The sequence below is a fragment of the Micrococcoides hystricis genome, assembly GCF_042434215.1.
GTDB classification, from domain to species: Bacteria; Actinomycetota; Actinomycetes; order Actinomycetales; family Micrococcaceae; genus Micrococcoides; species Micrococcoides hystricis.
In genome coordinates this window covers 16,377-30,314 of sequence record NZ_JBHLUB010000029.1, presented here as the reverse complement: position 1 = coordinate 30,314, position 13,938 = coordinate 16,377, and the positions used below count along the sequence as shown (strand labels likewise).

Genomic DNA, 13,938 nt, shown 5'->3' with positions numbered 1-13,938 from the left:
TACAACAGGTGCACGGCCACCGCGGACCTGTCTTTTCCTAAGGCTCGGGGGTCAAGGCGCGGGGTGCGACCCCGGCACGGGACCATGCCCTCAATCATCAACGCCAGCACAGCCACAACACGCGCCGTGATCGGCACGGGGCTCTCATCAAAGGTGCGGCGGAAGAGAAAAGCCTCCTTAAGCATAGCAAGTGTGGAAATTCAGCCCCTTAGATGCCCTCTTTTGTAGAACATTTCCCTGTACTCTTGCGCAAAAGAAAAACCCCGCCGAAAATTCGGCGGGGCGACTCAAAGAGGTGGAATCTCGTTACTCCAAACCGAGGTCATCCTTGGTGAAGATGGTCAGGTAAGGCACGCCAGCTTCAGCCTCAATTTTTTCCTTGGCTCCGGTGTCTCGGTCAACGATCACGGCTACCGCTTGGATGTCGCCGCCTGCTTTGCGCACACCGTCGACAGCGGTGAGCGCCGAACCGCCAGTGGTAGAGGTGTCTTCCATGATGACGACCTTGCGCCCGGAGACATCTGGTCCTTCCACCAACCGGCCCATGCCGTGAGTTTTCTCTGATTTACGCACGACGAACGCGTCAATGGTGCGGCCTGCCTTGGCGCCAGCATGCATCACGGCGGTACCCACTGGGTCTGCACCCATGGTCAGGCCACCGGAGGAGACAAAGTCGATACCGGCCGCGTCGAGGGTTTCGAGCATGACTTCCCCAACCAGCGGGGCGGCTTCGTGGTGCAGGGTAATGCGACGCAAGTCGATGTAGTAGTCGGCTTCTTTGCCGGAAGAAAGCGTCACTTTGCCGTGGACCACGGCGAGTTCTTTAATCAGTTCAAGTAGTCGCTTTTTGGCCGGGGAAAATTCGCCGCTCATCGTATCTCCGCATCAATAAAGGTGTTGGGTTTTAGCTCCAGCCACCATTGTAAGGTAGGGAGTATGCGCGATCTTCAAGCCGACATCATTACAACCCTCGGTGTTACCCCCAGCATTGACCCGGCAGTGGAAGTCCAACGTCGTGTCGACGTTCTTGTCGACTATGCGGCCAAGGCCGACGCGAAAGGGTTCGTATTAGGGATCTCCGGCGGTGTCGATTCAACGGTCGGAGGTCGGATCTGCCAGCTGGCTGCTGAGGCCGGCCGTGCGGCGGGCCACGACTTGCAGTTCCACGCGGTCATGATCCCGCACAAGATTCAGTCCGATGCCGCTGATGCGCACGCCGCGATGGACTTGATTGCACCCGATCACCGGCACACCTTCAATATTGGTTCAACCACTGACGCATTCGCTGCCGAGTTCGCGACGGCGTTCGCCGAGCCCAGCACCGACTACAACTTGGGCAACGTGAAAGCCCGGTTGCGCATGGTGGTCCAGTTCGCCCTAGCCGGACAACTCGGCTTGCTAGTGGTGGGGACCGACCAGGCCGCGGAAGCTGTGACCGGCTTCTACACCAAGTTCGGGGATGGTGCGGCGGACATCATGCCGCTCGCCGGCCTGAACAAGCGACAGATCCGCGCATTGGCAGACCACCTTGGGGCATCTGTGGCATTGCGCGACAAGGCCCCCACCGCCGACCTATTGACTGAGAAGCCCGGCCAGCTCGATGAGGTGGAACTAGGAGTCAGTTACGACGCAATTGACGATTATCTGGAAGGCAAGACCGTCAGTGATGCTGATGCCGAACAGATCGAAAAGCTCTACCTGCGCAGCCAACACAAGCGGCATCTTCCGGTGACGCCGGCAGACAAATGGTGGCTTTGATCGACCGGGTGATAAGTTGGCTGGCATGAGAATTGCCACTTGGAATGTGAACTCGTTGCGTGCCCGTGCCGACCGTGTTGAGTCTTGGTTGGAGCGTAGCGACGTTGATGTTTTGGCCATCCAAGAAACCAAATGTCGGGACGACAACTTCCCCTGGGAGCTGTTCGAACGCATGGGTTACGACGTGGCCCACTTTGGTTTGAACCAGTGGAACGGGGTGGCCATTGCCTCCCGCGTCGGGTTGACCGATGTGGAACGCACCTTCGTTGATCAGCCTGTCTTCGGCAAGGGCGGGGTCGACCCGATTCAGGAAGCCCGCGCCATCTCTGCCACTTGCGGTGGCATCCGTGTCTGGTCCCTCTACGTGCCCAACGGTCGGGCACTCGATGACGAGCACATGCACTACAAGCTGCACTGGCTCGACGTACTGAACCAGCAGGCTGGCAGCTGGCTTGAGGCAGACCCAGAAGCACAGATCGCGTTGATGGGCGACTTTAACATCGCCCCTCAAGATGACGACGTGTGGGACATCGACTTCTTCATTCAAGAAGGCCTCACCCACGTCTCCGAGCCGGAACGCGCAGCTTTCTACGCTTTCGAAAAAACCGGTTTCATTGACGTGGTCCGACCACACACACCGGGCCCAGGCGTGTACACCTACTGGGATTACCAGAAGCTGCGTTTCCCGAAGCGTGAGGGGATGCGCATTGACTTCATTCTGGGCTCACCCGCACTGGCCAAGCGCGTTGTCAGCGCCGAAATTGATCGTGAAGAGCGGAAGGGTAAAGGCGCCTCCGACCATGCCCCGGTGATCGCCGAACTGTCCGCATGACCGATTCTTCCTCCACCGGTTCTCCGGCAGTGATCCCGCCGCAGCAAATGCTGCCGGCGGTCAGCTGGTTGCGCGTCTACCAGCCGTTGCACGCCTTCAGCGACGAGCAGCAGCTGCATATCAAGGCGCAACGGCTGGGCCGGGAACAGGTGGAACAGGCCGAGGCGGAACGGATTTTGCACCGTATCTTGGTCTCCGGGGAGAACCCCTACCCCACCAGCGCGGACGAGTTTGTCCGCGAGGTGTCCTTCCCCTCGGACGCGATCGACGCTACCGACTATTTCTGCCCGAACTCCTTCGCCCCGCTGTCCTATCTAGCGGCCGAGGAGCTGGCCGAAGAAATCCTGCAACCGCTGTTCAGCGACTTCATCCCCGAACCGGCACGGCTGAACCAGCAAGATCGCTACGGTTCCGAGCCGGAAGAAGCTCACCAAGCCGCGGCCGCCGAACTGCACTGCCGTTTTGCACTGGCCAATATCCCGTTGGCTTGGTTCGTTCCATTTCACCGCACCGATGAGACTGAGGTGCTTCAAGACGAGCACGACGGAAAGGTTCAAATTCGCGGGATGCGTGTGCGAGTGGCGCTCTTCGATGCCCGCGAGCGCGTCAAAAAGGCCTGTTCCATTATGGCCCTGCACGCCCCGGACCTGCCGCTGCTGGAAGACCTGATGGAACTGAGCCAATGGTTCGAACAGTTCCACCAAGATTCTGTTGTCGAGCTGGACTACGGCAACCTAGCCCGTTACGTGTACCCGGACGATTCCTTGGACGACATCCAGGCCGGTTTAGAGGCCCTCTCCGAGGGGGACATGACCGCAGTGGCTGCCGCGCACCGACGTCTTTCTTTACGCTGGGGACCGGCCCAGTTTCTGCCACGACTGAACTAACAAGTCGCACATTTTCCCCGTATTTTCGGGGCTTCTCAGGTCATCGTTTTTTCTGAAAACTCCCTGCAGAATTATCTGTTGTACTTATACCCGAGCGACTGCAACGATTGAAAAACACCACCACAAGTGATGCGCATCACTTTTAGTCCATCTCATTTTTTACTTGTTGGGAACTGCAATGTCGCATTCAATGTCGCGGCGCACAGTCAGTATGTACTATGCGCTGTTCTATCTGCTCTGCTCACTTCTCATGATCTGGCCCGGGCCCGTATTCGCCGACTCCGTCAAGGCGATGGTGTTCGGAATGCCGTTCATGTTCTTCTGGTACGTGGCGTGTGTCCTTCTCGTTTTCGCGGGCACTTTGGTCGCCTACGTACTGGACATGCGCACCCCTGAGGCCGCTGCTGAAGCGGCCGGGAAGGGAGCGTAGTCGTGGAAGGTTGGATCGTAGTCACCGGAATCGTCATCCTCTACCTCGTTGTGGTTCTAGCCGTTGGTCTACGTGCTTCACGGGGCGAGTCCGCGACCCTAGAGGGGTATGTGGCCGGTGGACGTAATGTCGGCATCATTGTTCTGTTCTTCATCCTGGGTGCGGAAATCTTCTCCTCGTTCACCTTCTTAGGCGCTCCGGGCGCCGCCTACAACGCCGGTGTTCCCGCGCTATATATTTTGGCGTACCTGTCCATGGCGTTGATCATGTGGTGGTTCATTGGGCCCCGCATTGCTGCGCTAGGCCGCCGGTACGGATACATCTCCCAAGCCGGGCTGATTTCAGATCGGTTCCAGTCCAAGGGCATGTCTGTCACGATGGCGATCATGTCGGTCTTGGCTCTGGTGCCCTACCTGACCATTCAGATCACCGGTGTCGGGTTGCTCTTCTCGTTCGCTACAGAAGGCAAAGTGCCGTTCTGGCTGGGTTCGCTTCTGGCCTTCGGTGTTGTGACGGCCTACGTTTTTGCTTCGGGGTTGAAAGGAATCGGCTGGACCAACCTGCTGCAGGGTGTCCTCATGGTTGTCGTCGCTTGGGTCATGGGTCTGACCATCGTCTACCAGCTCTTCGGTAGCCCCGCAGAAATGTTCACCCAGATCGAGATCAACTACCCTGAGTTCTTGTCGATGCCCGGTGCTGGTGCAGCCTGGTCGTGGACAAAGTTCGGATCGGCGATCTTGCTCTCGGTCTTGGGTTTCATTATGTGGCCCCACGTCTTCATGAAGTCGTACTCGGCGGACTCCTCACAGTCCATCAAACGCACCGTCGTGTTCTACCCGCTCTACGCCCTGTTGGTTATCCCAATCTTGTTTATTGGCTTCGCCGGCATCATCGGTATCGGTCCCGGTGAACTGGAGCGCCCAGACCAGGTACTGCTGCAAATGGCTGTCTACGTGGCGAACCTCCACCCGGTGGTGCTGGGCATCATGCTTGCAGGTGCGATCGCTGCGGCCATGTCGACGGGCGCAAACCTCGCACACACGGCCGCTTCTGTCGTGGTCAAGGACCTGGTACTACCGTTGAAGACCAACCTGCCTGATCGCAGCGCGGTCAAACTCTCCCGGTGGCTGGTCGTGCTGATCTCCTTGGTGGCTTACATATTCTCCTTGGTGAACTCGGCAACATTGGTTGAGTTGTTCCTGATGTCCTATGGCATCGTGGTTCAGTTCCTCCCGCTCACCTACGCCACGTTGTACTGGAAACGGGCGAACCGGGCGGGCGCGTTCGCCGGAACCGCAGCTGGTCTAGCTGTCATGGTGTTCTTCCACTTCAGCAAGATTACGGACATCGAGCCAGGAATCATGGGCTTGATTGCCAACACGATTGTGCTGATCGCGGTCTCCTTGGCGACCCCCGCCATGCCGGAAGAGCACACCGCCAAATTCACCGCCAGCTGCGAAGAATTGGCCACAGCCGGCGTTGCACAAGCCGCGGGAGTCCAGAACGCTCCGCTGGCTGACGCTGCGCCGGAGCCAGAAGCTGCGCCCCAACCGGTGCACCGGTCCCGGTTAGCGGGTGAGAACGCGCTGTAAGCATCACAGCCACTCATGACCCAGCTGGCCGTCGCTGGTCCTCCTCAGGGTGCGAAGAGGAAGACTTGCGACGGTCAGTTTTTCTTAGTCGAGGCGGCCGAAGCGCAGTACCCGTGGATGGTGAGCATGACCGTTTCTAAGAGTTCGTCCTTGCCGCGTTTGACCCCAAAGACCATTTGTTCTTGACTGAGCAAGAACAGCGTCCCGATCATAGCGGCCGCTACCACCGGCGGGTCGATATCGTCTCGGTGCACGGGCAACTCACGCAACTCGTCTTCCACCAAAGCTAGGAGCTGGGTGCGCATGCGGGCCGAGTCTTCCAACCACGGAGAACCGGGCCGCCACGCATGGGAGATCCACAGGTGCAGATAGTTGGGGTAGTCACGCAAGAAATCGATCGCGGCTGCCACCATGGCTTGGATTCGTAGCTGGCCGGGCTCGTTGACCCGCGCTGCCGCAGATTCGATGCCTTCGGCCAACAGGTCGAATCCGAATTTCAGTAGTTCTCCGACCATCTTGGCTTTAGAACCGAAGTTGTAGAACACAGTTCCTTTGGCCAACCCTGCAGCCGTGGCGATGTCCTCAACGGTGGTGGCGCTGACTCCTTGCCGCCCCATGAGCTCTAAGGCGGCCGCGAAGATGCGTTGTTTGGAGTTTTCCGTGGCCCCGGGGCGGCGCCGGATTTCTGTAGTGACGGGTTGTTCCTCAGTCATACGATTCTTCCTTATTCGACCAGTTCCGGTTGGAGTCGGCGCACACTCCAGTTTCGATACTTACTTGCTGCGACGGTGCTGAGCAACCACCCTAAGAGCGTATAGCCGATCAGCGTAGCAATCACTTGTGGCAGCTGTCCTAGATCACCGCCGTAGAAAAGGGCACGCAGTCCGGTGACCACATGGGACATGGGCAGCACGTTGTGCGCCCACACCAGTGGGGCGGGCAACGTTTGCCACGGCATGGTGCCGCCAGCGGTGACCAGCTGCAAGACCAGCAAGATCAGCACCACGAACTTGCCGGGGTTACCCAGTAACGCCACAAAGCCGTGAATGAGTGCGGTGAAAGCCATCGCTGCTAGAGCAAGCAGGAGGAAACCACCGATCGGGTGAGCTGCGTCCAGTCCGAGCCCGAAGTTGACCGTCGTATACAGCAGTACAGTTTGAGCCAAGGAGACAGTAAAGAACGGCACCCAGTTGGCCAGCGCAACTTTTGGTGCGGGCAGGTTCGCCGCGAGTGTCCGCCATGACATGGTGCGCATGATCTGGACCAAGATGAACGCGCCAATCCACAACGCGAGTGGAACAAAGAAAGGTGCCAGGCCTGCACCGTACGAGGCGGCACGGGTCTCCTCCAACTTGTCCACGTTGACCGGATCCGCGATCACGGTGGAGACACGATCTTTTTCGTCGTCCTTGAGATTTGGAATCTCCCGCAACCCGTCAGTCAGTCCGGTGGACAGTTCCGCCGAACCATCTTGCAGTTTCTTCGCCCCGTCCCGGGCTTCTTTGGTGCCGTCTTTCAGGTCGTGACCGCCCGTGGACAATTTACCGAGACCGGTAGAAAGGTCGTCCGCGCCGGTCTCCAAAGTGCTTGCGCCAGAGGCCAGAGATTTCGCGCCGTCGTGGGCTGCCACGATTCCCTTGCGTAGTTCCGGGGTCGCCTTGGCCAAGGCGCTGGTCCCGTCAGCCAATTTCTTAGCCCCGGCTTGGGCCTCAGCGGCACCGGTGGCAACCGACGAGGCGCCAGCAGCGAGGGTGTTGATGTCTTTCTGCGCATCATGGAGCTTGCCAGTGACCGCATCAATTTTTTCGTCCACATCATCGAGTGCAGCACTCACCGTGGATCCATCGGGAAGTTGCGGACGTTCGTCCCAAATTTTCGCTAATTGTTGATTGGCCGCCTTCTCCAGTTCTTCCTTCGCTGAGCCGGTTGCAGCGCTCACGAGTTCTTGCTGAATGGTGGCCGCCTGTTCTGCCGTCAAGACTTCGGCTTTCACGAGAGATTCAAGTGTCTTGCTCGCGGCATCAGAGGTCGGCAGCTGAATCTTTTCTAACGAGAGACTCGGTGTTCTCGCCTCCGAGTTGTCCGCAGGTAGCTTGTCCAATGCGTCTTTGGCAGACTTCGTGGCCTTTTTGACCACGGCTACGTCTTTGTCGAAGGTTTTCACACCCTCGTCGAAAGTTGAGCTGACCTTCTTGTTCCCTGCTGCAACCTTCTCAGCCCCTTCCGTGAGTGTCTTCAGCCCCTGATGGAGGCTGGTGGCACCGTCAGCGAGCTGTTTAGTTTGAGCCGGCAACTCTTTGGTTTTCTTGTTCAGCTCCCCTAGACCGGAGGAGAGTTTGCTGGCTCCGGTGGAGAGTTCTGTGGCACCGTCGGCGAGCTTTTCCGCGCCTTCATCTGCTGAGTCGATGCCGTTGGCTAACTCCTTGGCTCCATTATCAAGTTTCTTGGCCCCGGAATAGAGTTCCTTGTTTCCTTTCGCCAGCTCTTGTGCTCCGGAGGAGGCATCGGCCAAGTTCATGTGGATGCGGCCGAACCCGGTCAGCATGGCATCGGCAACTTCTTTTCCGGCTTCACGAGCCACCGTGCCGTGGATCTCCTGGGCCAGTTGGTTCACGATAGAGCTGAGGAAGTAGTTATTGGCATCGTTCGTGATGAAGGTCAGCTGGGCTTTCTTGGCTTGGGCGAAGTCTTGCGGGGATGCCAGTGAGGCGGAGAAATCTTCGGGGATAGCGAGCGCGAAAGAGAGTTCGCCGGAGTTGACCTTCGCGGTTGCGGCCTCAACTGTGTCTTGTCGAGCCCAACCGAAGGTTCCATCCTCGATCAGCTGTTCGGTGACCTTGTCGCCCACTTCGAGTTGTTTCTCATCGGTGCTGGCACCTTCATCAAGATTGACGATCCCGGCTTTGATGCCTTGCATATTGGAATAGGGATCCCAGTTGGCGTAGAGATACACCGCACCGTAGAACAACGGGATCATGACGAGTGCTAGCACGGTGAGTTTGGGCAGCAGGCCTGCGGTCATGCGATGGCCTTCGCTGCGGGCTAGTCGTAGAATGTCCATCTGCTTTTCCCCTTTTTCAGAGGCGGTCTACAGAACTTCGTTCTGCTCCGCGTCGTCAATGCTCTCTTCAGCCGCGTCGTCTTCTTCTCCGCCAGCCCCGATCACCGCTTGTGGGCCGGTCCAGGACGATGGGATTGCGCTCACCAGCATGACGGTGGTCATCTGTGCCCGGGCGTGCAGATCCTCCAGCGCCGGCAACCATTCTTCGACGTGGCCGTGCCGGTCGGGTGCGTCATAGATCAACGCACGCACGGTGGGATCGGCCAGGGCCAGCCTAGTGACGAGCTCCAACCGGTCAGTCAGGTTAAGCTGCTCGACCCAGACATCGCCTTGATCGGCAAAGCCGTTGTCAGCCAGCCACTGCTTGCGGCTCGGGCGTTCCGCCCCAGCCGGCAGCAAGGCAAGCTCTTGGGCTACAAAGTCTCCCACCTTGAAGAACCGTTCAGGTTCGGTGATCTGCGGGCTGTCGATCAAGGCGGAATGGTGGCGCAAGTACTTCAAGACTGCTTTGGCGCTGTGGTTCGGAAAGTCTTCATCTTCTTGGACCTGTGTCAGCGTGACGACCCCGCGGGTCGGCTTCATCCGACCGGCCAAGACCAAACCGGCGGTCGTTGACGAAAGCGGAGTGTTTGCCTGCACAAGCATCAGCTCACCCGGACGCACGTGAAAGGAAGTTGTCGGCAACAGCGGCTGATGTGCGCCGGCCACGTAGATGTTATCCGCCAAGATCATTACCCTACGGTAACACTAAACTGACCCGTGGGTACAAATAAGAGAATGTGCGCTTGCTTACTATTAGCGAGCGGCAACTGCTTGCAGGCACAAAAATCGGGCGGCACACCAGCTCACTAGCTGGACCGTGCCGCCCGAGAGAAAAGGGATGTATTAGCCGTGCAGCGCTGGGACGATTAGGTAGATCCCCACGAGAACCATGACTGCCGAGAGCGCGAAGCAGACGTAGGCCGCGGCTGTCGCCCAGCCCGGTCGGCCTACCTGTTCGACATCATCGTCTTCGTCGTCACGAGCTGGCCCGTCCGGCAGGAAGGTGCCATCAGGCCGCGCTACGCGTGGGCCGGGGGTGGCCAGAAAGCGCAATCCCAGCGAGTAGAGTCCGACCACAAACACTGCCGAGATGAGCGAAGCAGCAAAAACAATGACAAACGCTAGCCAGTCGATGTTCATCTGGACTGCCCCTTATCCGGTTCGGTGTCGGTTTGGATGCGCTCTTCTTCGGCCTGGGCCGCGGCGATCTTGTCATCCCGCTTGGCCGTCTGGGCCACCGGCGTTGCAACGTTTTCTAGACCAGCTTTGCGCTTGATGCGCTTGAAGCTGCCCTTGCGGATGCGTACGGCGTACCCGGATTCAGCGACATCCGGAACGTCAATGGCGTTGGAGGCGTCAACCCGGTTCCGACGTGAACGCCAGAAGATCCACAGCATGACGCCCAGAGCGACGATGGTGTCGACAACTATTCCGATCATCCCGAGATGGGCGATCAACGCTGCGGCCGCACCGACTGCCCCAGCTGCAGGCAGCGTCATGAGCCAGCCCGCGGTAATCCGACCGACGGTGCGCCAGCGAACGGAAGAGCCGCGGCGACCCAGCCCGGAACCGATGACGGAACCGGATGCCACTTGGGTGGTGGAGAGCGCGAAACCGAGGTGGCTGGAAGCCAGAATGGTGGCCGCGGTCGAGGTCTCCGCCGCGAAGCCCTGCGCTGGGCGAACCATGGTCAGGCCGGCACCGAGGGTGCGGATAATACGCCAGCCACCGGAGTAGGTCCCCAGCGCGATGGCCACGGCACAGCTTGCGATGACCCAGAAGTGCGGGCCGGTGTTTGGTTCCTGCATATTGGCCGCAACCAGAGTCAAGGTGATGACACCCATCGTCTTCTGCGCGTCGTTGGTTCCGTGTGCCAAAGCGATGAGTGAGGACGAGGCGATCTGGGCGTAGCGGAAGCGGCCGCGACCGTCCTTCTTACCGTCATGCCGGCGGGTGATTGCGTAGGCAACCTTGGTTGCCGCGAAAGCGACTAGCCCCGCCGTCAACGGAGCGGCAATTGCGGGGATCAGGACCTTAGACAAGAAGACAGAACCGTTGATGGCGGAGAATCCAGCGCCGACAATGGCCGCACCGATGAGCCCACCGAAGAGGGCGTGGGACGAGCTAGAAGGCAGACCGTACAGCCAGGTCAGCAAATTCCAGACGATGGCGCCGATCAGGCCAGCAAAGATCATCTCGGGAGTGATCAGCACCCCGCCGTTGCCTTCGTTGATCAGGCCCCCGGAAATCGTCTTAGCGACTTCGGTAGACAGGAATGCGCCGATCAGGTTGAGGATTGCCGCCAACAGCACAGCTGTTTTTGGCTTGAGCGCCCCCGTTGCGATCGGGGTTGCCATGGCATTTGCGGTGTCGTGAAAACCGTTCGTGAAATCGAAGAACAGTGCTAGTGCGATCACCAGCGGCACGATGAGGGCGAGTTCCACCGGCATCTTTCATTTCGCTAGGGAGTTGAAGAAACGCGCCCTCCACTTCTGTGGCGAGTTGCCGAATTTTCACCTGCTCGTAATGCAGAATTCACGCGCGCGTCACTTTTATGTTTCCACCCGTACACGCACAGGTCAAGCCGCTTCGGTGCGGCGAGAAGTGAGCTTGATCGCGCCGAAGCGCAACTGCCATAAACCGCGATCAATTAGGTCTCCAGCGCGGCAGCTACTTGACTTTGTAGTAGCTACAGGCCGCGCCACCTTTACCGATGCGCTGCATGACAGTCTCACCATTGACGATGATCTCGCAGCTGGCGGCAGTGTCGCTGTAGTTGTAGATGTCGCCTTGCACCCGGATGTTGAGATAAGGCAACCGCGTCGCGACCATCCCCAGTGGCCCTTGAAGCGCTCTTCTTTCGGCTCACGATCCTGTAGGTAATACACTTGGCCCGTTTTCTCGGAGTACACCTTGTAAACGATCTCGTAGGAATGGGGCCGCTGCTTCCCACCGAAGATGTCGGAAAAGAGATGGGGGGTGAAGGATTGGCATGAGGACTAGACCGATGCCCGCCCAGATGGGTCCGGCGATGGCAGTCCCTTTGGCGCGGTTCCGCAGAGCCACTGCCACGATCCCGACGATGATGGCCACGCCCGCTACGATGACCGCCAAGAGAGGCGCAATCGAAACCACGGCCAGCAGGATGACCACAACACCCAGAATCAGCGCGACGAGCCCGACACCATTGATTTTCTTGACCTGTTGTTGTCTGCCCATCGGGTGATGGTTCGGCGGATAAAGCCCAGGTTGGAAACCGCCGGGCTGGTATGGCGGTGGAGATGTCGTCATGAGCTAGCTCCCACAATGCGAGCGGCAGAGAATGAAAGCTGCCGAATAACCGTACTAGCTCGATTCTATTCGCTAGGTGACGTGGAGGCCTGAACTGGGCTCAAAAAGAAACAAGGCCCCGACGGGAGCTGAGGGGATGCTCAACCGTCGAGGGCCTTGTTCACTATTCATCACTCGCACCTTGATGAGGTACTTCCTACACTAAGAAGCACAGATGGAAGAAGCTTTAAAAGACCCTGAGCGCCAGCTGATAATTTTTCCGTATTTTCCTTCAGCCCTAATACTACGCGTGATGCAGTATGAGTCTTAGCGAAGCACCTTTAGCCGCCCCCAAAGGACACTGTCATGATCAGCGGAGATGTCATTCGGGGGACCATCGATCTGCTGGTGCTGGACTCTGTCTTAGACGAGCCCTCGTACGGTTACGCCATCTCAAAGCGGATCGAATCCCGCGTAGATGGCCGCTACGAGATAAAAGAAACAACCCTTAACTCGGCAATGCGCCGCCTAGAACGGGCAGGAGTGTTGGAATCCTACAAGGACACTTCTGCCGCCGGACGGCCTCGCACCTATTACCGCATCGCTGAAGCCGGACGCGAGTTCTATTGGCAACGCCGAGCCGAATGGCTGGCCACCGTGGAGATAGTCAGCCAGTTCATCAGGGAAGAAGGATCATCACGATGAATGCCATCATCACCTATATCGAGCAGATGTTTCGCCCCCTCCCGAACTCTGCAGAGGTACGTCGCACCCAGACAGAACTCCTACAGATGAGCGAGGATCGTTACCAACAACTACGCACGGAAGGCGTCAGTGAACACGAGGCGGTGGGGCGGGTCATCACCCAGTTCGGTAACCTCGATGAACTAGCGGACGACCTGGGAATCCGCGCCGAAGTCGATGAAATCGGCGAACATACCGTTGACTTTAGCGACGCGAAAGCCGAACGTTACGTAGAAATGCGCCGTCGCTCTTCCTACCTAATCGCCGGCGGTGTCGCGCTGATCTTGATCGGAATTACCGCGATATCATTGCTCAGCAGTGACGGTGGCGTGTTCGGCGACAACATGATGAACTTCAACTTCTCGGAACCGATCGGTCTGGCCATCTTCTTCATTGCTGTGGCCGCAGCCGTCGGCATGTTCATCTTCGCGGCTTTTCGGGAAATCGTATCGAACTGGACGATACAACCCTGATACGTCTCAGCCCGGGAACCACGCCTTAGAACAGATCGGGACCGTCATCTTCTTCTTAGGCGTCGCCCTTGGTGTGGCGATTCTGATCATCACCACGATGACTCGGGGAACCTAAGATCGGCTCACCTCATCTGGCGATTACCGGCCCGAGAACTTGGAAGCTAATCGCATCATTGACCGGATTGTGGGCCCCTATTGGATAGCGGCCATTGCGATCTTCTTGATCTGGAGCTTCGGCTGGAATGCTTGGCACCAGTCGTGGATCGTCTGGCCCATTGCCGGTGTGCTCTTCGGCCTCCTCGCAACCACAGTTGGTGCGATAAAGCGTGTTGAACGCGGCTAACACGCCCGGCTCATCCCCACGTTTTGTCGTATAGCCCTATAACTCGCAGTTAAACTAAAAAGAACCCTCGCGATGTAGAAGCTACGCGAGGGTTCAGTGGCTCCGACCGGCATCGATCCGGTGACCTTTCGATTTTCAGTCGAACGCTCTACCAACTGAGCTACAGAGCCCGGTTACATCGTGAGATGATCACCGCGATCCTCCGGAAAATCCAGAAAACCTAAGCGACCCTGACGGGACTTGAACCCGCGACCTCCGCCGTGACAGGGCGGCGCGCTAACCAACTGCGCTACAGGGCCATATTGAGTTATTCACTCACAAGACGAAAACACTAGCATCGCTGCTGATGACTTGTCATCTTGAGTACCCCCAACGGGATTCGAACCCGTGCCGCTGCCGTGAAAGGGCAGTGTCCTAGGCCGCTAGACGATGGGGGCCTATTTCTTCTGGCTGGAACGTTTCCCAGCGGTGAAGACTTTTCAACTATAGATGATCTCCGCACAGAA

Annotated in this window: 15 protein-coding genes and 3 tRNA genes; 7 read left to right on the top strand and 11 right to left on the bottom strand. The window is 58.2% G+C overall.

All coding sequences use genetic code 11. The annotated features are described in order from the left end of the window. Positions 1–306: 306 nt before the first annotated feature. Positions 307–873 carry an orotate phosphoribosyltransferase gene (pyrE, locus tag ACFFFR_RS07045; protein WP_377459084.1) on the bottom strand — a complete coding sequence of 189 codons (567 nt, stop codon included), beginning with the start codon at positions 871–873 and terminating at the stop codon, positions 307–309. Between the two features lie 63 nt (positions 874–936). On the opposite strand from pyrE, the gene nadE reads away from it, so the two are divergent. The 5 genes from nadE to ACFFFR_RS07020 all read left to right on the top strand — a co-directional run bounded on the left by nadE (position 937) and on the right by ACFFFR_RS07020 (position 5,499). Beyond that, the gene (gene nadE, locus ACFFFR_RS07040; protein WP_377459082.1) at positions 937–1,758 is read left to right on the top strand and encodes an NAD(+) synthase; all 822 of its coding nucleotides are present in this window, start codon (positions 937–939) and stop codon (positions 1,756–1,758) included. Positions 1,759–1,783: 25 nt separating this feature from the next. Next, positions 1,784–2,590, top strand: coding sequence for an exodeoxyribonuclease III (locus tag ACFFFR_RS07035; RefSeq protein ID WP_377459080.1), 807 nt, complete (start codon positions 1,784–1,786; stop codon positions 2,588–2,590). Further along, complete coding sequence (locus ACFFFR_RS07030; RefSeq protein WP_377459079.1) at positions 2,587–3,477, top strand: DUF8083 family protein; 891 nt, start codon at positions 2,587–2,589, stop codon at positions 3,475–3,477. Before ACFFFR_RS07035 ends, ACFFFR_RS07030 begins: the two co-directional genes overlap by 4 nt. Positions 3,478–3,655: 178 nt before the next feature. After that, positions 3,656–3,907, top strand: coding sequence for a hypothetical protein (locus tag ACFFFR_RS07025; RefSeq protein ID WP_377459077.1), 252 nt, complete (start codon positions 3,656–3,658; stop codon positions 3,905–3,907). A 2-nt stretch (positions 3,908–3,909) separates the two neighbouring features. Next, the gene (locus ACFFFR_RS07020) at positions 3,910–5,499 is read left to right on the top strand and encodes a sodium:solute symporter family protein (protein ID WP_377459075.1); all 1,590 of its coding nucleotides are present in this window, start codon (positions 3,910–3,912) and stop codon (positions 5,497–5,499) included. Positions 5,500–5,573: 74 nt separating this feature from the next. On the opposite strand, the gene ACFFFR_RS07015 is transcribed toward ACFFFR_RS07020, so the two are convergent. From ACFFFR_RS07015 to ACFFFR_RS06985, 7 genes are all read right to left on the bottom strand, one after another. Then, positions 5,574–6,212, bottom strand: coding sequence for a TetR/AcrR family transcriptional regulator (locus ACFFFR_RS07015; protein WP_377459073.1), 639 nt, complete (start codon positions 6,210–6,212; stop codon positions 5,574–5,576). An 11-nt stretch (positions 6,213–6,223) separates the two neighbouring features. Continuing rightward, a complete protein-coding gene (locus ACFFFR_RS07010; protein ID WP_377459071.1) occupies positions 6,224–8,560 on the bottom strand; it encodes a YhgE/Pip domain-containing protein in 2,337 nt (778 codons plus the stop codon). 27 nt (positions 8,561–8,587) lie between these two features. Next, on the bottom strand, positions 8,588–9,286 hold the full coding sequence (locus ACFFFR_RS07005) for a P-loop NTPase family protein (protein ID WP_377459070.1): 699 nt from the start codon (positions 9,284–9,286) through the stop codon (positions 8,588–8,590). Between the two features lie 159 nt (positions 9,287–9,445). Continuing rightward, complete coding sequence (locus tag ACFFFR_RS07000; protein ID WP_377459068.1) at positions 9,446–9,742, bottom strand: hypothetical protein; 297 nt, start codon at positions 9,740–9,742, stop codon at positions 9,446–9,448. Continuing rightward, positions 9,739–11,046: an inorganic phosphate transporter gene (locus ACFFFR_RS06995; RefSeq protein WP_377459378.1), complete on the bottom strand. Its 1,308-nt coding sequence runs from the start codon at positions 11,044–11,046 to the stop codon at positions 9,739–9,741. The genes ACFFFR_RS07000 and ACFFFR_RS06995 overlap by 4 nt, the downstream gene beginning before the upstream one ends. A gap of 226 nt (positions 11,047–11,272) precedes the next feature. After that, positions 11,273–11,434: a hypothetical protein gene (locus ACFFFR_RS06990; RefSeq protein WP_377459067.1), complete on the bottom strand. Its 162-nt coding sequence runs from the start codon at positions 11,432–11,434 to the stop codon at positions 11,273–11,275. A gap of 33 nt (positions 11,435–11,467) precedes the next feature. Beyond that, on the bottom strand, positions 11,468–11,893 hold the full coding sequence (locus tag ACFFFR_RS06985; RefSeq protein ID WP_377459065.1) for a hypothetical protein: 426 nt from the start codon (positions 11,891–11,893) through the stop codon (positions 11,468–11,470). A gap of 345 nt (positions 11,894–12,238) precedes the next feature. Here ACFFFR_RS06985 and ACFFFR_RS06980 point away from each other — a divergent pair, with 345 nt between their 5' ends. Together ACFFFR_RS06980 and ACFFFR_RS06975 are read left to right on the top strand one after the other, a co-directional pair. Then, complete coding sequence (locus ACFFFR_RS06980; protein ID WP_377459063.1) at positions 12,239–12,577, top strand: PadR family transcriptional regulator; 339 nt, start codon at positions 12,239–12,241, stop codon at positions 12,575–12,577. Further along, a complete protein-coding gene (locus tag ACFFFR_RS06975; RefSeq protein WP_377459061.1) occupies positions 12,574–13,089 on the top strand; it encodes a permease prefix domain 1-containing protein in 516 nt (171 codons plus the stop codon). Before ACFFFR_RS06980 ends, ACFFFR_RS06975 begins: the two co-directional genes overlap by 4 nt. A 440-nt stretch (positions 13,090–13,529) precedes the next feature. Here ACFFFR_RS06975 and ACFFFR_RS06970 read toward each other — a convergent pair. The 3 genes from ACFFFR_RS06970 to ACFFFR_RS06960 form a co-directional block, all read right to left on the bottom strand. Then, a tRNA-Phe gene (locus ACFFFR_RS06970) sits at positions 13,530–13,602 on the bottom strand. Between the two features lie 55 nt (positions 13,603–13,657). Beyond that, positions 13,658–13,731: transfer RNA gene (locus ACFFFR_RS06965), tRNA-Asp, on the bottom strand. 65 nt (positions 13,732–13,796) lie between these two features. After that, positions 13,797–13,869 (bottom strand) — tRNA-Glu (locus ACFFFR_RS06960). Positions 13,870–13,938: the final 69 nt, after the last annotated feature.